General features: G+C 66.1%; 22 protein-coding genes. 12 read left to right on the top strand and 10 right to left on the bottom strand.

Features of this window, described 5'->3' with window-relative positions:
* The 6 genes from PMI42_RS21205 to PMI42_RS21180 form a co-directional block, all read left to right on the top strand.
* A partial coding sequence (locus PMI42_RS21205; RefSeq protein ID WP_008137838.1) for a radical SAM family protein occupies nucleotides 1-365 on the top strand: 365 nt, incomplete at its 5' end.
* A gap of 17 nt (nucleotides 366-382) precedes the next feature.
* Entirely contained in the window at nucleotides 383-748 is a 366-nt protein-coding gene (locus PMI42_RS21200; RefSeq protein ID WP_008137837.1) for a 6-pyruvoyl trahydropterin synthase family protein, read from the top strand.
* Nucleotides 749-863: 115 nt separating this feature from the next.
* Nucleotides 864-1,751, top strand: coding sequence for an oxygen-dependent coproporphyrinogen oxidase (gene hemF, locus PMI42_RS21195; protein ID WP_008137836.1), 888 nt, complete (start codon nucleotides 864-866; stop codon nucleotides 1,749-1,751).
* Nucleotides 1,742-2,500, top strand: coding sequence for an HAD family hydrolase (locus tag PMI42_RS21190; protein WP_008137835.1), 759 nt, complete (start codon nucleotides 1,742-1,744; stop codon nucleotides 2,498-2,500). Before hemF ends, PMI42_RS21190 begins: the two co-directional genes overlap by 10 nt.
* Before the next feature lie 349 nt (nucleotides 2,501-2,849).
* On the top strand, nucleotides 2,850-3,059 hold the full coding sequence (locus PMI42_RS21185) for a YodC family protein (RefSeq protein ID WP_008137834.1): 210 nt from the start codon (nucleotides 2,850-2,852) through the stop codon (nucleotides 3,057-3,059).
* A gap of 371 nt (nucleotides 3,060-3,430) precedes the next feature.
* Nucleotides 3,431-4,357 carry a hypothetical protein gene (locus PMI42_RS21180; RefSeq protein WP_210160934.1) on the top strand — a complete coding sequence of 309 codons (927 nt, stop codon included), beginning with the start codon at nucleotides 3,431-3,433 and terminating at the stop codon, nucleotides 4,355-4,357.
* 40 nt (nucleotides 4,358-4,397) lie between these two features.
* Here the strand turns inward: PMI42_RS21180 and PMI42_RS40100 are convergent, their stop codons facing one another.
* The 7 genes from PMI42_RS40100 to PMI42_RS21150 all read right to left on the bottom strand — a co-directional run bounded on the left by PMI42_RS40100 (nucleotide 4,398) and on the right by PMI42_RS21150 (nucleotide 9,356).
* Nucleotides 4,398-4,574, bottom strand: coding sequence for a hypothetical protein (locus PMI42_RS40100; RefSeq protein WP_008137831.1), 177 nt, complete (start codon nucleotides 4,572-4,574; stop codon nucleotides 4,398-4,400).
* Nucleotides 4,575-4,700: 126 nt separating this feature from the next.
* Entirely contained in the window at nucleotides 4,701-5,495 is a 795-nt protein-coding gene (locus tag PMI42_RS21175) for a substrate-binding periplasmic protein (protein WP_008137829.1), read from the bottom strand.
* Between the two features lie 263 nt (nucleotides 5,496-5,758).
* On the bottom strand, nucleotides 5,759-6,529 hold the full coding sequence (locus tag PMI42_RS21170) for a sulfite exporter TauE/SafE family protein (protein WP_008137827.1): 771 nt from the start codon (nucleotides 6,527-6,529) through the stop codon (nucleotides 5,759-5,761).
* The gene (locus PMI42_RS21165) at nucleotides 6,526-7,794 is read right to left on the bottom strand and encodes a CCA tRNA nucleotidyltransferase (protein WP_008137826.1); all 1,269 of its coding nucleotides are present in this window, start codon (nucleotides 7,792-7,794) and stop codon (nucleotides 6,526-6,528) included. The genes PMI42_RS21170 and PMI42_RS21165 overlap by 4 nt, the downstream gene beginning before the upstream one ends.
* A gap of 22 nt (nucleotides 7,795-7,816) precedes the next feature.
* On the bottom strand, nucleotides 7,817-8,080 hold the full coding sequence (locus tag PMI42_RS21160) for a DUF6111 family protein (RefSeq protein ID WP_008137824.1): 264 nt from the start codon (nucleotides 8,078-8,080) through the stop codon (nucleotides 7,817-7,819).
* Nucleotides 8,077-8,748 (bottom strand): CoA pyrophosphatase, encoded by a 672-nt coding sequence (locus tag PMI42_RS21155; RefSeq protein WP_008137822.1) that lies wholly within the window; start codon nucleotides 8,746-8,748, stop codon nucleotides 8,077-8,079. The genes PMI42_RS21160 and PMI42_RS21155 overlap by 4 nt, the downstream gene beginning before the upstream one ends.
* On the bottom strand, nucleotides 8,745-9,356 hold the full coding sequence (locus tag PMI42_RS21150; RefSeq protein WP_008137820.1) for a DUF1285 domain-containing protein: 612 nt from the start codon (nucleotides 9,354-9,356) through the stop codon (nucleotides 8,745-8,747). The genes PMI42_RS21155 and PMI42_RS21150 overlap by 4 nt, the downstream gene beginning before the upstream one ends.
* A 276-nt stretch (nucleotides 9,357-9,632) precedes the next feature.
* Here PMI42_RS21150 and PMI42_RS21145 point away from each other — a divergent pair, with 276 nt between their 5' ends.
* The 4 genes from PMI42_RS21145 (at nucleotide 9,633) to PMI42_RS21130 (ending at nucleotide 16,603) form a co-directional block, all read left to right on the top strand.
* Nucleotides 9,633-10,631, top strand: a complete 999-nt coding sequence (locus PMI42_RS21145; RefSeq protein ID WP_008137817.1) for an AAA family ATPase — start codon at nucleotides 9,633-9,635, stop codon at nucleotides 10,629-10,631.
* Nucleotides 10,631-11,575, top strand: a complete 945-nt coding sequence (locus PMI42_RS21140; protein WP_008137815.1) for a DUF58 domain-containing protein — start codon at nucleotides 10,631-10,633, stop codon at nucleotides 11,573-11,575. Before PMI42_RS21145 ends, PMI42_RS21140 begins: the two co-directional genes overlap by 1 nt.
* Nucleotides 11,572-14,385: a DUF4159 domain-containing protein gene (locus tag PMI42_RS21135; RefSeq protein ID WP_008137813.1), complete on the top strand. Its 2,814-nt coding sequence runs from the start codon at nucleotides 11,572-11,574 to the stop codon at nucleotides 14,383-14,385. Before PMI42_RS21140 ends, PMI42_RS21135 begins: the two co-directional genes overlap by 4 nt.
* A 154-nt stretch (nucleotides 14,386-14,539) precedes the next feature.
* Nucleotides 14,540-16,603, top strand: a complete 2,064-nt coding sequence (locus PMI42_RS21130; protein ID WP_008137811.1) for a hypothetical protein — start codon at nucleotides 14,540-14,542, stop codon at nucleotides 16,601-16,603.
* A gap of 59 nt (nucleotides 16,604-16,662) precedes the next feature.
* On the opposite strand, the gene PMI42_RS21125 is transcribed toward PMI42_RS21130, so the two are convergent.
* Both PMI42_RS21125 and PMI42_RS21120 read right to left on the bottom strand, forming a co-directional pair.
* Complete coding sequence (locus PMI42_RS21125) at nucleotides 16,663-16,965, bottom strand: helix-turn-helix domain-containing protein (protein WP_240535271.1); 303 nt, start codon at nucleotides 16,963-16,965, stop codon at nucleotides 16,663-16,665.
* A complete protein-coding gene (locus PMI42_RS21120) occupies nucleotides 16,946-17,380 on the bottom strand; it encodes a type II toxin-antitoxin system RelE/ParE family toxin (RefSeq protein WP_050994396.1) in 435 nt (144 codons plus the stop codon). Before PMI42_RS21120 ends, PMI42_RS21125 begins: the two co-directional genes overlap by 20 nt.
* Before the next feature lie 264 nt (nucleotides 17,381-17,644).
* Between PMI42_RS21120 and PMI42_RS21115 the strand changes: the two genes are divergently transcribed.
* Both PMI42_RS21115 and PMI42_RS21110 read left to right on the top strand, forming a co-directional pair.
* Nucleotides 17,645-18,049, top strand: a complete 405-nt coding sequence (locus tag PMI42_RS21115) for a DUF2946 domain-containing protein (protein ID WP_008137806.1) — start codon at nucleotides 17,645-17,647, stop codon at nucleotides 18,047-18,049.
* Nucleotides 18,050-18,203: 154 nt separating this feature from the next.
* Nucleotides 18,204-20,561, top strand: a complete 2,358-nt coding sequence (locus PMI42_RS21110) for a TonB-dependent receptor (RefSeq protein WP_008137804.1) — start codon at nucleotides 18,204-18,206, stop codon at nucleotides 20,559-20,561.
* A gap of 248 nt (nucleotides 20,562-20,809) precedes the next feature.
* Here the strand turns inward: PMI42_RS21110 and PMI42_RS21105 are convergent, their stop codons facing one another.
* Nucleotides 20,810-21,289, bottom strand: a complete 480-nt coding sequence (locus PMI42_RS21105; protein ID WP_008137802.1) for a GNAT family N-acetyltransferase — start codon at nucleotides 21,287-21,289, stop codon at nucleotides 20,810-20,812.
* Nucleotides 21,290-21,408 lie beyond the last annotated feature (119 nt).

The following is a 21,408-nucleotide window of genomic DNA, read 5'->3' as shown; positions in this document are numbered from 1 at the left end:
CCGGCGGCGAGCCGCTGCTCCAGGTCGATGCCGATTTGATCGACGCGCTCCATGCCCGCAGCTTCGAGATCGGCGTCGAGACCAACGGAACGATCGCCGCGCCGGCGGGGCTCGACTGGATCTGCGTCAGCCCCAAGGGCGGCAGCGAGCTCGTTCAAAAGCGCGGCCACGAATTGAAGCTGGTCTATCCGCAAGCCCTCGCCTCACCCGAGACCTTCGAGGACCTCGCCTTCGAGCGCTTCTCGCTCCAGCCGATGGACGGACCCGAGGTGATCCAGAATACCGCACGGGCGATCGACTATTGCCTGCACCACCCGCAATGGCGGCTGAGCGTGCAGACGCATAAATCGCTCGGCATCAGATAGGATTGGTTTTCGAACAGATGTGGGAATTGACGAAATCGTTCCGCTTCGAGGCGGCGCATTCGCTGTCGGGAACGACGTTTGGCGCGGCGAGCGAAGAGATCCACGGCCACTCCTTCCGCGCCGAGGTGACGGTGCGCGGCACGCCTGATGCCAAGACCGGCATGGTGGTCGACCTCGGCCTGCTCCAGCGCGCCATCGAGGAGGTGCGCTTGACGCTCGATCACAAGTTCCTCAACAAGATCGAGGCGCTGGGGACCCCGACGCTGGAAAACCTCTCGCGCTTCGTCTGGGAGCGGCTACAGCATATCGGCAAGCTGACCCGCGTCAGCATCCACCGCGACAGTTGCAACGAGAGCTGCACCTATTACGGTCCGCAGGGGTGAATTCGTAGGGTGGGCAAAGCGGAGCGTGCCCACCATTCGAGATGATGGAGAGAGATCGTGGGCACGGCGCAAGGGCGCCTTTGCCCACCCTACTGGGCCGGTTTGGGATTTGGACATGGACGCCTCGACGATCGAAGACCGCAAGAGCCGCGCCCGCGCCTGGTTCGAGGCTCTGCGCGACGACATCTGCGCGAGCTTCGAGCGGCTGGAAGACGACGCGCCGCAAAGCCTTTATCCCGGCGAGGCCGGCCGCTTCAAGCGCACGCCCTGGCAGCGCACCGACCACAGCGGCACGGCCGGCGGCGGCGGCGTGATGTCGATGATGTCGGGCCGCCTGTTCGAGAAGGTCGGCGTGCACTGCTCGACCGTGCACGGCGAGTTCGCGCCGGAGTATCGCGCACAGATCCCGGGCGCCGCGGAAGATCCGCGCTTCTGGGCCTCGGGCATCTCCCTGATCGCGCATTTGCGCAATCCGCATGTGCCCGCCGTGCACATGAACACGCGCTTCGTCGTCACCACCAAGGCTTGGTTCGGCGGCGGCGCCGACCTCACGCCGGTGCTCGACCGCCGGCGCACGCAGGAGGACGCCGACAGCATCGCCTTCCACGCCGCGATGAAGGAGGCCTGCGACCAGCCGAACGGCGTTGCCGATTACGACAAGTACAAGAAGTGGTGCGACGAGTATTTCTATCTGCCGCACCGGAAAGAGGCGCGCGGCATCGGCGGCATCTTCTACGACTGGCACGACAGCGGCGACTGGGACGCCGACCTCGCCTTCACCCAGGACGTCGGCCGCGCCTTCCTGAAGATCTACCCTGATATCGTGCGCCGCAATTTCGCGACGAGCTGGACGGCCGAGGACCGCGAGGAGCAATTGATCCGCCGCGGCCGTTATGTCGAATTCAACCTGCTCTACGACCGCGGCACCATCTTCGGACTCAAGACCGGCGGCAATGTCGACTCGATCCTGTCGTCGCTGCCGCCGGAGGTGAAATGGCCATGACCACGATGAAGCCTGCAATGAAGCCCCTGCCCCGCGCCATGCTGATCGACATGGACGACACCATCCTGTCGGCCTATGGCCGGCCCGAGATCGCCTGGAACACGATCACGAACGAGTTCGCCGAAGAGCTCGCGCCGCTGCCGCCGGAGCAGGTCGCAGCCGCTGTGCTCGCCTGTGCACGGCAATTCTGGTCGACCGCGGAGCCGATCTGGCGGATGAAGCTTGGCGAGGCACGGCGGCTCACGGTGCGAGGCGGCTTCGCCGCACTCGCCGCCGCTGGCCACCGTGCCGTCCCCGACGATCTCGCCGATCGCCTCGCCGACCGCTTCACCACCTATCGCGAAGAAGCGATCTTCGTCTTCCCCGGCGCGCATGATGCGATCGACGCGTTTCGGGCCCACGGCATCAAGCTCGCATTGGTGACCAACGGCGCCGCGGACATGCAGCGCGCCAAGGTCGAGCGCTTCGAGCTCGCGCACCGCTTCGACCACATCCAGATCGAAGGCGAGCACGGCTTCGGCAAGCCCGAGGAGCGCGCCTATCTGCATGCGATGGAGGCGCTCGGTGTCACCGCAAAAGACACCTGGATGATCGGCGACAATCTGGAATGGGAGGTCGTGACGCCGCAGCGGCTCGGCATCTATGCGATCTGGATCGACGTGCATGGCGAGGGCCTGCCCGAGGGATCGACCATCAAGCCCGACCGCATCATCCGCTCGCTGACCGAACTGGTGCCGGACCGGGTCTGACGCAAAACATCGAAAACAACCCCATGCACAGTAGCCGGCCGTCGTAAAATCAAAGGCTTGAACTCAATCGTTTGCTGATTTTACGAAATCGGTTGACCCGTCGGGCAAAACAGGGGCATGATGCCATCATCGCGGCGCATGGGACGGACCAGCCCCTGCGCAACCCGTCCGACAGGCGTTCTCGCCTCTCGCAATGGCACCGCTCCGACTTGAACCTCCGTGATCGGCGTTTCCCAGTCTGGCCGCGGATGCGCGCTGCCGCAGCACATCCACTGATCCCGTATCCCGTGATCGGCGTGTCATGCCGGCTTGCTAGCTTCTTCAATCAATCAACCCGAAAGGACCATCCATGGAACTGAAAGCCGGCGATATCGTCATGCTCAAATCCGGCGGCCAGCCGCTGACCGTCGCGGAAGTGAAGGGCGACGACGTGATCTGTCTCTGGATGGGCGTGGAAGGCGACCTGTTTCGCGAAACGCTGCCGCTCGCCGTGCTCGAACACCTGGAAGAGGTGGACGAGGATGACGATGAAGACGAGGACGACGAAGACGAGGAATAGGCACGGCTGAGGCCGCATCCCGGCCAGATCTGAGCGCCCGGCTCCGGCCGCAACTGATGTCCGCTTCTGCGCCAATCACGGCGCGGCAGCGGACATCGCTGCATGGCGCAGGTCGGCCAAGATGCGAAACCCCACGCAAGCAAGCGCAATCCGCCGGACCAGACCTGACAGCCCCCTGCCTCACCTGAAGTGAAATGCTTCACAATCCGCAATTCGGGATTGCGGTATCCTTGCCCCATGGGGCGTGGAGTGAGTTGGAGGCGACCATGGAGCAGAGCCAGGACGCAGCGCGTACGCAACCCCCGGCCGACACGCCGAGTGCGTGGCAAAGGATCCAATCCTGGGACAGCCGGCTCTCGGTCACGAAAGGATTGACGGCGGTCACTTTGCTGACCGGCCTGCTCGGCGGATCCTTCCAGTACATGAGCTCCTATGAGCAAAAGGTGGGTGAGCAAGCCAAGGCCGACATGGACATGGCGACGAAAACCTTCCTCGACATTTCGGAAGCCTTCGCCGAAGTGCAGACGCAGCAGGAGAACATGCTGCCCGGACAGTTCGGTTCGCTGAAGGCGCAGGCAAATCCCGCCTTCATGCCGGTGGACGAGAAGACGCTCGAACCGTTCTCGGATTATCGGAAAGCCCGGGCATCGTTGCGGCGGAACGGCACCATCTTCGCGCGCAAGGCGGAGATCTACATCGATTGGCCCAGCGATATGGGCCGCGATGCAGCGGCGGAGCACACGCTCGACCAGGATCCCCTGACGGCATCGCTGCTCACGAAGTACAATTTCGATTGCGAAGCCGAGGCCAACCAGCCGCAGTTCAAGGGAGCAATCTACAATGGCGGCGATCCGGGACGCCCCAGCGAAGACCTCTGCAACGATCCGACGGCCGACGGACTGAAGGCCTATGTCAATCTCTGCGCCAGGCATGCGGACGGGACGATCGATCCCTTGCAGAAGGTTGTCACCGTCAACTGGTGGAGCGCCAAGCACCACGTTCTGGTGATGCACCATTGCTTCGAGGCGCTCCGCGGTCAATCGACCACGCTGGCTTCGAGCAGCGACACCCCCAACAGGCCGGAGACGACGAGGCCGCCGGCCAGCAGCGAGCAAAGGCTGCAGCTTCAGGCCCGCCGGCTCGATGCGTTCATGACGTTGACCATGGCGCAGCTGGACCGCATCAGGGTGCGATACCGGCCCACTGGCTTCGTCTGCCATGTTCCGCTGGTGCGCGGCGCGATCGGTTATTTCAGCAACCAGTGCCTGCCGATACCGGCCAAGAACGAGCGCACTTGAGAAACAAATCCACGCGGCGCCTCGCGTGATCGCCGCGTGGTCACGCAGCGCGCCAATGTCCCTTGTGAATGTCGAACTTCACGGCGCCGTCGTCGCGCATCTTCAACAGGAGCGATTGGCAGTCGTCCTGGTTCTTTATGTTCACGCGCTTCATGATGTCGAAAGTCTTCAGGGGCTTTTCGCGAAGCGCGATGAGAATCTTTTCTCGATCAGTCATTGGGATTCCCCAGGGGTTGCTTGGATTGGCATGGGCGCGATGGTACGCGCTTTACGATCGCCCGCAACAGGGCGGCGAGACCACGGTGACAGTGTCGGACTGCACCGTCAACGTAATCCACGTCTGCTAGTGCACGGCCTTGGGCCCCAGGTATTTCTCGTAGATGGCCTCAAAGCTGCGGTCGTCCTTCATACTCGTCAGTGCTCGATCGAAATCGGCAATGACTTTCGAATAGTCATGCTGCTTGTTGAATGCCAGATAGCTTGGAATCTCGTCGATGCCCGGAGACAGCTCCCTGATCTTGTCCAGATAGCCCTTGTTGCGCGCGGCTTCGAGGACGACATGCCGGTAGCCGATCGCCAGATCGATCCGCTTCAGAGACAGCATGCCAACGAGGTTATCGACATTGTTGGTTTCGACAACGGTCGACCATACCCCTGTCCTGAGCGCGTTATCGACCTTGAGGCCGTAACTCGTGCCCCTGATGGTCCCGATTCCAAGCCTTCCCAGCTTGCCGATGTCGCCGTCAAACTGCACATCGGAATCGGCAGGGACAAAAAACGCCAGCACCTGGGTGATGACCGGGACGCTGGTGTAGGTGAGAAACTCATTTCGCTCAGGCAGCCTGAAAACGGAGAATATTCCGTCGACACGACCGCTGCGAACTTCCGCCAGGCAACGTGCCCAGGGCATCACCTGAACTTCAACCGGCTCGCCAGCCCTTCGAAAGGCTTCGGTCACGACATCGACAAGTATTCCGGACGGCTTGCCATCCCTGACATAGGCCGTGGGCGAACTGTCGGCGGCCACGAGGACAAGGCCGGCGGGATACGCATTGCCGCAGCCGATTGTCGCGATCGCAAGGGCGAGCAGGAAGGATCTCAGGGAGGCTGAATTCCGGATGCGCTGATGTCGCATCATGTTGAACTTTCGCGGCGCAGGCTCACGCGCAAATCGAAGTCACGCACGAATCTCGCACTTCGCCGGGGAGTTGACAAGCGCAAAGGAATTGGAGCTGCGGGAGGCATCGAAATTGGCAACTGAAGTTCCTTCCGGCGCGATCCGCAGCGCGGACGCAGCCTTCAACCGAAGGAACGGATGCGGTTTGCATACGACAACTTGAAGCGACCTGGGAGAGGTTCGATCCGCATGCGAGGCACGAATGCGAATTGGACCGGCGTCATCTACCCGATCAGCTGCCTCGCCGCGGCCGAGATCATCACCAGCCCGCCGGTGATCACGGCAACATCGAGGATCGCGGTGTGGATGTGCACCGGCATCCGCTCGACGAAAGCTTTTGCAAGGAACGCGCCGGGGATCGCGATGCCGCCGATCAGCAGCGCGAAGGCGAGCACCTGTGCATTCACGGCGCCGGCGAGGCCGAACACCGAGATCTTGATGAGGCCGGTGCCGAGCGAGATCATGGCGTCGGTCGCGATCACGGCGGCGCCCTCGAGGCCCGCGGCCATCAGGAGCGAGAGCAGGATCACGCCGGAGCCGGAGGTGCCGCCGACCAGCACGCCGTAGCCGACCGAGCCGGCGGCAAGGCCGCTGTCGCCGATCCTGACCTGGCGCCGTCGCAGCACGCGGCGCAAAGGCACGCTGAGGATCAGCATGGAGCCGATCACAAGCGCTGCGCCCGCATTGGTGAGGCGGGTGTAGCCGTAGGCGCCGAGCGCGGTCGTCAATGCCGCGCAGGCGAGCACGATCATCGCGCGGCGGCGATCGGCATAGCGCAAATAGGCAATCGCGCGGCTCGCATTGGTGAAGATCGCGGAGATCGCGATGATCGGCACCACCGGCTCGGCGCCGACCAGCGGCACCAGGACAAGCGGCATCAGGGCGCCGGTGCCGTAGCCGGCGAGACCACCGATGATCGAAGCAAACAACGCCATCATTGCTACCAGCAGGAGCTGGAAAATCGAGATATCGGCGAAGCCCGAGACGATGGTCAATTTTTCCCGTCGCGGCCGATGCGGGCCGCTGCTTGATCGGCGATGGAAGCGAGTGCGGCTTCCTCTAGTGGAAAATCCGCCGCAAGCCAAGCGTCCTCTGCGAGCGTCAACACATGTCCGAGCGCGGGCCCTTCCGCCATCCCGCGTGCGATGAAGTCGGCGGCGCGAAGCGGAAATTTCGGTGCCGTCCAGCGCTGCGGCAGTTCGGCGAGCGCGCGCCAGCGCGACGAACCGACGTCGCCGCCGGCCCGTGCCCAGCCGAGCAACACGCGATCGTGATAGCGCTCTGGCCCGAGCCGGTAGAGCAGCCGCCGCGCATTGGCCTCGTCCTTGGTGGCAAAACGCCACCAGCGATGCCCCATCGAATCCAGCGCCTTGGCCTCGGCATTGGAGAGGCGCAGCCGCGTCGCGACCCGCCTGGCGTCTTCGGTCACGGCGACCGCCAGCGCGGCGAGGCGCCGCGTCGGGCTTGCGGCAAGGCCGAGCTCGCGCTCGATCGCGATCATCGCCGAGAGCGGGCCGGGATAGGCGACGCCGCCGATCAGGGCTTGCAGCAATCCGCCATCGGCCATCGCCAGCGCGGCGGCGGATGCGCCTGACGTCACCAGCAGCTTCAGCATCTCCATGCGCACCCGCTCGGCCGACAGGTGGGCCAGGCCCGCGCGCCCCCGGATGCAGGCGAGATAGCCGTCGCGGTCGGGATCGCCGGCGCCGAAGGCGGCGTGGATGCGGAAGAAGCGCAGGATGCGTAAGTAATCCTCGGCGATGCGCTGGTCGGGATTCCCGATGAAGCGAACGCGGCGCGCCTTGGCATCCGCGATGCCGCCGACATAATCGTACACGACACCATCAGCGTCGACCGACAGGCCGTTCATGGTGAAGTCGCGCCGCTCGGCGTCCTTCACCCAGTCGCGGCCGAACGCGACCTTGGCCTTGCGGCCGAAGGTCTCGGTGTCCTCGCGCAGCGTCGTGACTTCGTAGGGGTGGCTGTCGATCACCAGCGTGACGGTGCCGTGGTCGATGCCGGTCGGCACGCTCTTGATGCCGGCGGCCCTGGCGCGCCGCACCACCTCCTCGGGCCGCGCCGTGGTCGCGATGTCGATGTCGCCGGGCACGAGGCCAAGCAGCGCGTTGCGCACGGCGCCGCCGACCACGCGCGCCTCCTCGCCATCGGCGTTGAGCAATTGCAGGACGCGCGCGGTCCCGCCTGCGGTCAGCCAGGGCGCATCGGCAAGGACCGGCTCAAGGATCGGCTCCGCGCTCATCGTCCAGCCCTTATCTTTCCATTCAGCTTTCCCTGCCCGGCACGAGCTTGCCGTTCTCGATATGGGCGGGAATATAGGTCGAATCCGGTGGGGCGCCGGAGTAATGCGCGAGGCCGATCAGCCCCGCGATGACCAGCACGAGCGCGGCCAGCACGAGCCGCGCGACGACGGTGACCGGCCAGGACGATCGCGCGAACACCCCGGAGCGGCTGGCGGCCAGGAACAGCGCATAGACGGCAAAGGGGATGAGGAAGATTCCGATCTCGGTGAGGACCGGCCGGATCATGATGAGTAGATCCGCTCATACAACACACGCAGCATGCCGGCCGTCGCGCCCCAGATGTAGCGTTCCGCGAACGGCATTGCGTAGTAGAAACGCTCCATGCCGCGAAACTCCTTGCTGTGCAGCTGGTGGTTCGCCGGGTTCATCAGGAAGGAGAGCGGCACCTCGAAGGCGTCATCGACCTCGGAATGGTTGATGGTGAGGTCAAAGCCGGGCCGCACTCTTGCGACCGTCGGCAGGATGCGGAAGCCGAAGCCGGTGCCGTAGAGATCGAGATAGCCGATCGGCTCGACGAAGTCCCTGGACAGGCCGACCTCCTCCTCGGCCTCGCGCAGCGCCGCATCGAGCGGCGAGGAATCGGTCGCGTCGATCTTGCCGCCGGGAAAGGCGATCTGGCCGGCGTGGTCGTTGAGATGCGCCGAACGCTGCGTCAGCAGGACGGTCGGCTCGGGACGGTCCACCACCGCAATCAGGACCGCCGCAGGTCGCACCGGCTGCTCGCGGGCGACGATCTCCAGCATCTTGTCGGTGCCGGGATCGCCCGAGGCCGGAATGATGTTCGGGTCGAACAGGCCGGGCGGCACGTCGAAGCCGAGCCGCGCGCGCGTGCGGGCGAAGAAATCCGCCGCGCCGAGGATGGCGGGATCGCTTCTGGGGATAGGCTTGTTCAAAGCGCGGCCCTCACCTGCTCCGCATCGGCCATGGCGAAGAATTCACCGGCCGACTCGACGCCGAACATCGGCTGGCCATCGACCATCCGCTCCTCGCCCATGTCAACCAGATCGTAATAGAGCGCACGCGTCACCTTGGCCCAGAGATCGGCGCGCACGTGCAGATAGGGCGTCAAGCCGCCATCCTGCGCCTGCTCGAAGCGGAGCCGGTGCGCGGCATCGCAAGTGACCCAGTCGTCGACATTGGTGCGGAAGCTCAGCACGCGATGGTTGTCCTCGCCGTCTTTCTGCATTTCGACCGCCATGAACGGCGCATCGTCGACGCGGATGCCGACCTTCTCCACCGGCGTCACCAGAAAATGCTTGTCGCCCTCGCGCTTGAGGATCGTCGAGAACAAGCGGACCAGGGCGTGACGGCCGATTGGCGTCCCCATGTAGAACCAAGTACCATCGCCGGCGATTCGAATGTCGAGATCGCCGCAAAACGGCGGATTCCACAGATGCACCGGAGGCAGGCCCTTTTTGGCGCCCTCGGTACTGGCAGCACTTTTGGCGGCGGCAGTGAGCCCCTCAAGACCGCGATCGGCGCTCTGCCCTTGGTTCGCCATGGTTTGCCCTGACTTTGTCATTTGGCACGATTGGTGCAGGTCTGATTTGTACGTCTACGTTGTATGTCGGCGCTCGGTTCCACCCCGGATTAGCCCGGTGTGGAGGTCGCCACTTCGTGATGCCCTACATAACCCTAAGCCGATAAGGTGGGGATAGGTTAATTCAACGAATACATGGCCTTCCTGCAAGTCTAGCATAGGGCCCATGATCACCTGATGTGGTGAGTTGACGTGACGACGCAAGAAAGCCGCGTGGCGGACTTAAGGAGCTGACGGATGGCGGAGAGTGTCGAGAAACTCGAGGACGGAATCGTTCGTTCGGCCGAGCAGGTGTCAGCCCAGGTTCGCGCGGCGAAAGAGGCGATCGCCTCCGTCATCTTCGGCCAGGACCGCGTGATCGAGAACACGCTGGTCACGATCCTCTCCGGCGGCCACGCGCTGCTGATCGGCGTCCCAGGTCTGGCGAAAACAAAACTGGTCGAGACGCTCGGCGTCACGCTCGGTCTCGACGCCAAGCGCATCCAGTTCACGCCCGATTTGATGCCGTCGGACATTCTCGGCGCCGAGGTGCTCGACGAGAGCACCGCGGGCAAGCGCGCCTTCCGGTTCATCGCAGGTCCGGTGTTCGCGCAGCTGCTGATGGCCGACGAGATCAACCGCGCCAGCCCGCGCACGCAGTCGGCATTGCTGCAGGCGATGCAGGAGCAGCACATCACCGTCGCCGGCGCGCGTCACGACCTGCCGAAGCCGTTCCACGTGCTCGCGACCCAAAACCCGCTGGAGCAGGAAGGCACCTATCCGCTGCCGGAAGCTCAGCTCGATCGTTTCCTGATGGAGATCGACGTCGACTATCCCGATCGCGACGCCGAGCGCCGCATCCTGTTCGAGACCACCGGCGCCGAGGAGACGCTGGCCAAGGCATCCCTGACGGCGGATGCGCTGATATCCGCGCAGCGGCTGGTCCGCCGCCTGCCGGTCGGCGATTCCGTGGTGGAGGCGATCCTGTCGCTGGTCCGCTCGGCCCGTCCGGGACCCGAGAGCGGCGAGGCCGGCAAGTTCATCGCCTGGGGCCCCGGCCCGCGCGCCAGCCAATCCCTGATGCTCGCCGTGCGCGCCCGCGCACTGATCGACGGACGGCTCGCCCCGTCGGTCGACGACGTGCTCGACCTCGCCGAGCCCATTCTCAAGCACCGCATGGCGCTGACGTTCCAGGCGCGCGCCGAGGGCCGCACGATTCCCGACGTGATCAAGCAGCTCAAGACACGGATCGGTTGATGGCCGCAGAGACCGGGCACGCAGCAAAGGAGACACTGGCGGTCCGACGTGCCGATGGCGAAAGCCGCACGCTCGCCGCTTCCCTGCCGCGCCTGGTGCTCGAGGCCCGCCGCATCGCCGCCAACGTCATCCACGGCCTGCATGGACGGCGCCGCGCCGGCTCCGGCGAGAATTTCTGGCAGTACCGCCGCTTCGTCTCCGGCGAGCCGGCGCAGAACGTCGACTGGCGCCGCTCGGCGCGCGACGATCATCTCTATGTCCGCGAGCTCGAATGGGAGGCCTCGCACACGGTCTGGATCTGGCCGGACCGCTCGCCCTCGATGGCGTTCGCCTCGAAGACCGCGCGTGAGTCCAAATTGGAGCGCACGCTGATCGTCGCCTTCGCACTGGCCGAGCTGCTGGTCTCGGGCGGCGAGCGCGTCGGCATTCCCGGCCTGATGGCGCCGACCGCGAGCCGCAGCGTCATCGACAAGATGGCGCAGGCGATGCTGCATGACGATGCCGACCGGCTGAGCCTGCCGCCGTCCTTCGTGCCGTCAGCGCTTGCCGAGATCATCGTGCTGTCGGACTTCTGGTCACCGGTCGCGGAGATCAGGACCACGCTCGCAGGGCTGTCCGGCTCCGGCGCGCATGGCACGATGGTGCAGGTCGTCGATCCCGCCGAGGAGTCGTTCCCCTATTCCGGCCGCGTCGAGTTCGTCGAGCCCGAAGGTTTTGGCGTCATCACCGCCGGCCGCGCCGAGAGCTGGGCGCAGGATTACACCGCGCGCCTGGCGCTGCACCGCGACCAGATCCGCGCCGAGACGAGCAAGCTCGACTGGCTGTTCACGACGCACGCGACCGACCGCTCCGCCGCCGAATTGCTGCTGTTCCTGCATGCCGGCATGCAGGTGAGCAAGTCGGGCGCGCGCACCACGACCATCAAGGCGGGGCCGGCCGCATGATGGGATTGCCGCTCGCCTTCACCGAACCGCTGCTCCTGATCGGCCTCGTCAGCCTTCCGGTGCTGTGGTGGCTGCTGCGCGTGATGCCGCCGCGGCCGCGCCGGATCGAGTTTCCGCCGACGCGCCTGCTGTTCGACATCGCGCCGCGCGAAGAGACGCCGTCGCGGACGCCGTGGTGGCTGACCGCGCTGCGGCTGCTGGCTGCGGCCCTCGTCATCTTCGCCGCCGCCGGCCCGATCTGGAATCCGCAAACCGGCATCGCCGGCAGCAAGGCGCCGCTGATGATCATGCTCGACGACGGCTGGAGCGCGGCGTCGAACTGGGACGTCAGGATCCGGGCCGCCGACGAGTTGATTGCCAATGCCGACAACGACCGCCGCGCCATCGCGCTGGTGCCGCTGTCTGAGCCGAACCGCGATATCACGCTGATGCCGGCGGGCGCGGCGCGCGTCGCACTGCGCCAGCTCGCGCCGAAACCCTATTCGATCGACCGCGTCGACACGCTCGCTGCGGTGGACCGCTTCCTGAAAGCCACCGGCGACTGCGAGATCGCCTGGCTGTCCGACGGCGTCGACACCGGCCGCGGCGAGGAGTTCGTGCAGGCGCTCGGCAAGACCATCGGCGAGCGCAGCCTGACCATCTTCGAGGGCGGCACCGCCTCGCCGCTGGCGCTGGTCGCCGCCGAGAACGCCGCCGCCAGGATGACGGTGAAAGTGCTGCGCACCGACAGCGGCATTGCGGTGGGCACCGTGCGCGCGCTCGACCAGAAGGCCTCGCCGATCGGCGAGGCGCGCTTCTCGTTCGGCCCGCAGGACAAGGAGACCGACGCGGCGTTCGACCTGCCGGTCGAGCTGCGCAACGACATCTCGCGGCTCGAGATCTCGGGCGAACGCTCCGCCGGCGCCGTGCAGCTGCTCGACAAGCGCTGGCGCCGCCGCGCCATCGGCATCGTCTCGGGCGCGAGCAGCGAGACCGCGCAGCCGCTGCTGGCGCCGACCTTCTACCTCACCCGCGCGCTGGCGCCGTTCGCCGACGTGCGGCTCGCCGACAAGGGCTCGCCGCAGCAGGGCATCACGCAGTTTCTGGACCAGAAGCTGCCGATGATCATCCTGGCCGATGTCGGCACCATCGCGCCTGAGATCCGCGAACGCCTCAATGCCTGGGTCGACCAGGGCGGCGTGCTGGTGCGCTTCGCCGGGCCGCGCCTCGCGCAGGCCGAAGACGATCTGGTGCCGGTCAAGCTGCGCAAGGGCGGCCGCACGCTCGGCGGCAGCCTGACCTGGGAGAAGCCGCAGCACCTCGCCTCCTTCGCCGCCGACGGACCATTTGCCGGCGTCTTCGTGCCGAAGGACGTCACCGTGAGCCGTCAGGTTCTCGCCGAGCCGGACGCGGTGCTCGCCACCAAGAGCTGGGCCTCGCTGGAGGACGGCACGCCGCTGGTCACCGGCGAGCATCGCGGCAAGGGCATCGTCAGCCTGTTCCATGTCAGCGCCGACATGCGCTGGTCGGATCTGCCGATGTCGGGCACCTTCGTCGAAATCCTGCGGCGGGTCGTCGACATGTCCGGCTACACCGCCAAGCCCGGTGCCGGCGTTGCCAGCGAAGCGACCGCCGAGACGGTGGCGCCCCTGCACATCCTCGACGGCTTTGGCGCCTTCGGTCCACCGCCGGCCACCGCCAAGCCGCTGCCGGCCGATTATCGCGACCGCGCCACCCCCGATCATCCGCCGGGCTTCTATGGTCCGCCAGAAGGACCGCTCGCCGTGAACACGCTTGCCAGCGCCGACCGCATCGCAGCCCTGAACACCGCGAGCCTGCGCGCCCGGCACGCCACCTATACCAATGCCGAACCGCGCGACCTGCGCGGCTGGCTGCTCTCGACGGCGCTCGCGCTGTTCCTGGTCGATGCCGTCATCGTCGCGCTGCTCGGCGGCGGCCTCGCCGCGCTGCTGCGCCGACGCGCCGCGACGGCCGCGATGGTTCTCGGACTGATGCTTGCGGGCCTCGTGTCGCTCGCGCCGACGCCGTCGCGCGCCGACAGCGCATCCGACGAGTTCGCGATGAAGGCGGTGTCGCAGACCCGCCTCGCCTATGTCGTGACGGGCAATGCTGACGTCGATTCCATCGTCAAGGCCGGGCTGTCAGGACTGACGCTGTTCCTGGCGCAACGCACCGCGCTCGAGGCCGGCGATCCCGTCGGGATCGATCCCGCGCGCGACGAGCTCGCCTTCTTCCCGCTGATCTACTGGCCGATCGTGCCCGGCGCGCCCAAGCCGCCGCAGGACGCCATCAACAGGATCGACGCCTACATGAAGCAGGGCGGCACCGTGCTGTTCGACACCCGCGACGCGATCGAGGCGCCGCCCGGCGACAACGGCGCGGGGCAGACGCCGGGCATGCGGACCTTGCGCGAGATCCTGTCCTCGCTCGACGTGCCCGAGCTCGAGCCGGTGCCGCGCGAGCACGTGCTGACCAAGACCTTCTACCTGCTGCGCGACTTCCCCGGCCGCTTCAACACCGGCCAGACCTGGGTCGAGACCCTGCCGCGCGAGGACGACGACGAGAGCGCGCAGCGGCCGGCGCGCGGCGGCGACGGCGTCTCGCCGATCATCATCACCTCGAACGATCTTGCCGGCGCCTGGGCCGTGCGCCCGGACGGCCAGTACATGCTGCCCGTGACCAGCGGCGACCCCCGCCAGCGCGAATTCGCCTACCGCGCCGGCGCCAACATCGTGATGTACACCCTCACCGGCAACTACAAGGCCGACCAGGTGCACGCACCCGCCCTGATCGAACGGTTGGGGCAATGAGCACCGCCGTCATCCTGAGGTGCGAGACCTGCGGTGCGCCTGCACCGCTGGGCGAGCCTCGAAGGATGGGCCACACCCACCGCCCGAGCATCCTTCGAGGCGCGTCGCAAGTGCGACGCGCTCCTCAGGATGACGCCAACGTGCTGGATCTCATATGAATTACGGCATCGCGTTCACGCCGCTTGTTCCTGCGATCGTCCTCTGGCTCGCGCTGGCGGCGATCGTCGTCATCGCGCTCGTGCTGCTGCTGGCGCGTTCGCGCGGCGCGGCGGTACGCGTCGCCGCGCTGGCACTGTTCCTGCTGGCGCTCGCCAATCCCTCCTTCACCCGCGAGGACCGCGATCCCCTCACCTCGGTTGCGGCCATCGTCGTCGACAAGAGCCCGAGCCAGAATTTCGGCAACCGCACCCGCGAGGCCGCCCAGGCGCAGGAAGCCCTCGTCGACGGCCTGAAGAAGATCAAGGGCCTGGAGGTCCGCGTCGTCGACGCCGCACAGGCCGACGGCGAGACTGACGGCACAAAACTGTTCGGGGCGCTGGCCTCCGCGCTCGCGGACGTGCCGGTCGACCGCGTCGCCGGCGCGTTCCTGATCACCGACGGCCGCGTCCACGACATTCCCGCCAATGCTGCCGCGCTCGGCTTCCAGGCACCGGTGCACGCGCTGATCACCGGGCAGAAGGACGAGCGCGACCGCCGCATCGCGGTCACGGCGGCGCCGCGCTTCGGCATCGTCGGCCAGAACCAGACCATCACCTACCGGCTCGACGACCAGGGCGTCTCCGGCGAGCGCGCCAAGGTCACGGTGCGCCGCGACGGCGAGGTCATCAACGAGCGCACGCTGTCGAGCGGCCAGACCGCGAGCGTCGACGTCGACATCAAGCATGCCGGCCCGAACATCGTCGAGATCGAGGCCTCGCCGCTCGAGCGTGAGCTGACGCCGGTGAACAACCGCGCCGTCGTCGCCATCGACGGCGTGCGCGACAAGCTGCGCGTGCTGCTGGTCTCGGGCGAGCCGCATTCCGGCGAGCGCACCTGGCGCAATCTGCTCAAGTCGGACGCCAGCGTCGACCTCGTGCACTTCACCATTCTGCGTCCGCCGGAGAAGCAGGACGGTACGCCGATCAACGAATTGTCGCTGATCGCGTTTCCGACCCGCGAGCTGTTCCAGCAGAAGATCAACGAATTCCAGCTGATCATCTTCGACCGCTACGCCCGCCAGGGCGTGCTGCCGGTCGCCTATTTCGACAACATCGCGCGCTATGTGCGCGCAGGCGGCGCGGTGCTGGTCTCGGCCGGCCCCGACTATGCCTCCAACACCAGCATCTGGCGTACGCCGCTGGATTCGGTGCTGCCGGCCGAACCGGTCGGCGTAAGTGAAAAGCCGTTCTATGCGCATCTGTCCGACGTCGGCAAACGCCATCCGGTCACGCGCGGCCTGGAAGGCTCCGCCAGCGAGCCGCCGCGCTGGAGCCGCTTCTTCCGCACCGTCGACACCCGCAATTCCGTCAACCCGCCGGTCATGACCGGCCTCGACGGCAAGCCGCTGCTGTTCCTGTCGCGCTTCGGCGAGGGACGCGTCGCGCTGCTGCTCTCCGACCACATCTGGCTGTGGGCGCGCGGCTATGAAGGCGGCGGCCCGCATCTCGATCTGCTCAGGCGGATGTCGCACTGGCTGATGAAGCAGCCCGACCTCGATGAAGAAGCGCTGCGCCTCCAGGTGCAGGGCAAGGATCTCGTGGTGGTGCGCCAGACCATGTCCGACAGCGTCCAGCCGGTGAGCGTGACCTCGCCGTCGGGCGTCTCGCGCGATCTGACGCTGAGCGCCGGCGATCCCGGCGAGTGGCGCGCCAGCCTGCCGGCCAGCGAGCTCGGCCTGTGGCAGGCCACCGACGGCACGCTGAAGGCGCTGATCAATGTCGGCCCGACCAATCCGAAGGAGTTTTCGGAAGTCACCTCCACCACCGAAACCCTGAAGCCGCTGACGCAGGCAACCGGCGGCAACGCCGTGCGCGTCGCCAGCGGCTCCAGCGTCGAGCTGCCGCGCATCGTGCCGGTGCGCTCGGTGAGCACCTTCGCCGGCGACGGCTGGATGGGCGTGCGGATGCGCGACGCCAGCGTCGTCAAGGGCGTCGGCGTGCTGCCGATCTTCGCCGGCCTGATCGGCCTCTTGCTGCTGCTCGGCGCGTTTGCGGCGACCTGGGTGCGCGAGGGGCGGTGATTCTGAGGCGTACTGGGACGGGATCTGCCTAGCGCCGCAGCGGCGGTGCGTTTCGCTGCTTAGAGGATTGCCTCAATGCCTTTACGACGGATCACGTTAAGCAGCACCAGGGCGGGGCCAGTAGGATGTTTGTCGCCGCGTTCGATCTGTGACACGTAGCCAGCCGTTACGTTGAGGTAGCGGGCGAAAACCGCTTGGCTCAGTTTTGCCGCCTCGCGGATTGCCCTTATGTCAGCACCCGAAATTTTCGCCGTGACCGCGGCGGGGATATCGGAGGCTCCGAGATGTCGCATGGTAATCTTGTCGCGTGCCGCCTTCGTCAGCAGACCGCTCTTCTGCAGATCATTCGCCGTTTCCAGCAACTCCTTTGCGAGACGACTGGTCTTTGCCTTCTTCTTTGCTTTTGTTGTTACCATTGTGCACCTCGATTAAAGTTCCGTCGCTTAACGCTTGGTCGATACTCTTTTTGTACGCGTCCAAAAACGAGGCTGCGATTTCACGCAGCGTGAGCAGCTCACCGCTGCCAATGTTCTCGCGCTCGTTTTTTGCGAAGGCAAAGAGGTAGACGGCGCGATCAGAGCCGAATCCGATCAGCATCCGAAATCCCCCTCTCCTGCCTTGCCCCGGACGAGCGACCCGTTGCTTGATGACCTTGCCGCCGAGATCAGCGTCGATTAGGCCACGCTTGGCACGGTCAACGGCATCTACAAGGGCCGCATCGCTGATGCCATTCTGGCGGGTAAACTTCGCGAGAGTTTTGGTCTTGAAAATACGCACCAGCGCTTCTCTAGTTCCATAAACTATAGTTTATAGTGCGACATTTCAAGGCGATGGACCCAAGAGTCGTGCGTTTTCTTGAGGAACGCAATCAAGGCGAGCGTCGGTCATCTCGGCTAGTTGCCCGAACGACACATCGCGGGGCTACACGCACGAGATCGCCTGACCGCCGTTGACATCCGCGGAACGTTCCTGCGATGTTACATTATAACATCGCGAACGCCGAGGGGATCGGCGCCTCGCGATGCGGGGTGGCGTTTCCAGATGAAGTGGTTCCGATCGAATATCAGGCACGGCGCCCGGCTCGCGTTGTTCGCGATGCTGGTGCAGTTCGCGCTGACCTTCGGCCATAGCCACTGGTTCGCCCAAGCCGCTCCCCTCGCGGCGGCCTCGCTTCAGCAGACCGACGGCGGCAACGGCGTTGCTTCGACCGACCGCGCCACGGTCCAGAAGCAATCGCCCGCAAGTCCCGACCGGGAGCAGCCGGGCGAGGACAATTGCGCGATCTGCGCCTTGGTCGCGATGGCGGGCACCGTCCTGTTCGCGACACCGCCGCTTCTACAGCTGCCGCAGGCCATCGAGCTGCTCCAGCTCACCACCGATGCAGAATTCGTCCATCTGAGATCGGCCGGCACGGCGTTCCAGCCGCGCGCCCCTCCAGCATCCTGACTTCCAACGTCGCTTGATCACGCCCGGCTCGCCGCGCCACACGCGCGGACGATCGCCCGGGAGAAGTTGAAGTCGAATTCCGTCGCGCAGCGACGGCAGGCCGCCCCCGATCATCAAACAAGCACGCGGACGGCGCCTGACTGGAATCAGGACCATGTCATTTGAATTGCGACGCGTGCAGCGTCTCGCCGGAGCGAGCCTGCTCGTGCTCGGCGCCGCCGCCACATCGGCGCGCGCGGAAGACAAATCGTCGACCGAGCTCCCCTCCGTCACCGTGACGGCCCCGAGCCCCATCGTGCGCAGAGCAGTGGTGCCGACCCGCAGCCCGGTCCGCGCCACGCGAACCGCGCGGGTGCGCAGCCAGCAACGCACGGCGGAAGCGACGCCGGCAGCGGCCCCGGCCGCAGCACCCCAGCAGGGCGTGCTGCCTGTCGTCACCAACCAGTTCGCCACCGTCACGGTGGTGCCGAACGAGGAGATCCGCCGCGAGGGCGGCGGCCAGCTCGGCGATCTCCTGTTCTCGAAACCCGGCATCACCGGCTCGAGCTTTGCGCCCGGCGCCTCCAGCCGGCCGATCATCCGGGGCCTCGACGTCAACCGCGTCGGCATCGTCGAGAACGGCACCAATTCCGGCGGTGCCTCCGACCTCGGCGAGGATCATTTCGTCCCGATCGATCCGCTCGCGACCAACCAGGTCGAGGTGGTGCGCGGGCCGGCCGCGCTGCGCTATGGCTCGACCTCGATCGGCGGCGTCGTCAGCGCCACCAACAACCGGATTCCGGATGCGCTGCCGTCCTGCGCGCCGTCGTTCCAGGCTTACGGCCTGCCGACCAAGGCGCCGCTGGCGACAGCTGCGACCTCGCCTTGCGTCACCGCCGAAACGCGCACCGCGTTTTCTTCGGTCGATCGCGGCATCGAAAGCGGCGTGCTGCTCGACACCGGCGGCGGCAATTTCGCCTTCCATGCCGACGCCTATGGCCGCACCACTTCGGACTATGCGATTCCGAGCTACCCCTACCTGAACGACCAGTCGCGACCCGTGAACGGCCGCCAGCCGAACTCGGCGACGCGCTCGGACGGCGCATCGATCGGCGGCTCCTACTTCTTCCAGGGCGGCTATATCGGCGCGTCGATCACGCAGAACGACGCGCTCTACCACATCCCCGGCATCGACGGCGCCGACCACCACACGCGGATCGACGGCCACCAGACCAAGATCAACGTCAAGGGCGAATACCACCCCGACGCGGCCGCGATCGACACCGTCCGCTTCTGGGCCGGCGCGACCGACTACCGGCACAACGAGATCGGCCTTGCCGATCCCGCCGACCTCACCAGCGACGGCGTGCGGCAGACCTTCACCAACAAGGAGCAGGAGATCCGCACCGAGGTGCAGCTGATGCCGTTCAACGCGCGCTTCGCCGAGGTAACGACGGCGCTGGGTTTCCAGGTCGGTCATCAGGAGCTGAGCGCGCCGAGCCCGGACAATCCCGGCACGCTGTTCAACGGCCTGTGGGATCCCAACAACAGCACGCGCGTTGCCGGTTACGCCTTCAACGAGTTCAAGTTCACCGACCAGACGCGGGCGCAGATCGCCGGCCGCATCGAGCACGTCGAGCTGCACGGCACCACGCCGGACTTCCCGGCGGACTATCTGCCCGACGGCACGCCGCAGGCGGCGATCGCGCGCAACCCGTCCTTCACGCCGAAGAGCGGCAGCATCGGCCTGTTGCAGGACCTGCCGGGCGGCATGGTCGGCAGCATCACCGCGCAATATGTCGAGCGCGCGCCGAAGGCGGCCGAGCTGTTCTCGCGCGGCGCGCATGATGCGACCGCGACCTTCGACATCGGCAATCCCAACCTCAAGATCGAGACTGCCAAGTCGGTCGAGCTCGGCGTGCGCAAGGCGACGGGACCGTTCCGCTTCGAGGCCACCGTCTACTACACGCATTTCGACAATTTCATCTATCGCCGCCTCACCGGCGTGATGTGCGACGACGACTTTGCCTCCTGCGGCACGCCGGGCGCCGAAGTGAACCAGGCGGTGTATTCGCAGGCCAACGCCAACTTCCGCGGCGGCGAATTCCAGTCGCAGCTCGATGTCGGCGCGTTTCAGGGCGGCATCTGGGGCATCGAGAACCAGTTCGACGTGGTCCGCGCCACCTTCACCGACGGCACCAACGTGCCGCGCATTCCACCGGTCAGGCTGGGCGGCGGCGTGTTCTGGCGAGACGACAACTGGCTGATGCGGGTCAATCTGCTGCACGCCTTCGCGCAGAACAATGTCGCCGTGATCGCGGAGACGCCGACATCAGGTTACAATCTGCTGAAGGCCGAGGTCAGCTACAAGACCAAGCTCAATCCGAATCCGTTCGGCGCGCGCGAAATGTTGGTCGGCCTCGTCGGCAACAATCTCCTCAACGAGAACATCCGCAACTCGGTGTCCTACACCAAGGACGAGGTGCTGATGCCCGGCATCGGCGTGCGGGCGTTCGCGAACTTCAAGTTCTAGGCTTGATCAGGTCGGGGCCTAACGGGCCCCGACACACACCGTCATTGCGAGGAGCTCTTGCGACGAAGCAATCCAGGCTGCCGCTGCGGCAAGATTCTGGATTGCTTCGCTGCGCTCGCAATGGGCGGAGGATGGGGCACCGCCGCGTTGTAGCCCGGATGGAGCGTAGCGTAATCCGGGACGGTGGATCCGCGGCGGCGGTTTGCCGGATTGCGCTTCGCTCCATCCGGGCTACGGGTCTCCGAGACCTAGGCGCGCGTCAGCTGCTTCTCGAAGCGCCACTGATCCACCGGGAAAGGGCCGTTCGGGGTCTCCGACAACATCACGAAGGTGCCGGCGTTGCGCCAGCCGCTCTTCTCGTAGAACCGCGCCGCGCGCATGTTGCCGACCGCACAGGCCAGCCACGCCAGCTCGACACCGCGCGCGGCAAGCCGTGCCTCGGCATCAGCGATCAGCGCCGCAGCCACCCCCGTCCCATGCGCCTTTGGCGACACGAACAGCTGGTACAGTTCGTCGCCCTTGAGGGCGCACAGGCCGAGCGGTGCGCCGGCCGGGCCGACGACGCAGACATCGGCAAGCATGGCCGCCAGGCGATCGCGAAAGTTCGCGAGGGTGCGGAGCCGGACAAGTTCGGGCGGCGCAAGATGCGCGTGCGATCCATGCCAGGCATCGTGCCACAGCTGCGCGAGATGATCGATCTCAGCGGGGTCAGCGGGACGAACTTGCATTGTCGAGACTCCCTGAGGCAAGCCGCATCGTAGCCCGGATGAAGCGTAGCGTAATCCGGGGCAGAGCATCTGCAGCGACAGGTTTCCCGGACTGCGCTTCGCTCCATCCGGGCTACGAG

Source organism: Bradyrhizobium sp. YR681, from assembly GCF_000282615.1.
In the GTDB taxonomy this organism is placed as follows: Bacteria; Pseudomonadota; Alphaproteobacteria; order Rhizobiales; family Xanthobacteraceae; genus Bradyrhizobium.
Note: the sequence above shows the minus strand (reverse complement) of the source record. Positions and strands in the feature narration are given on the sequence as shown.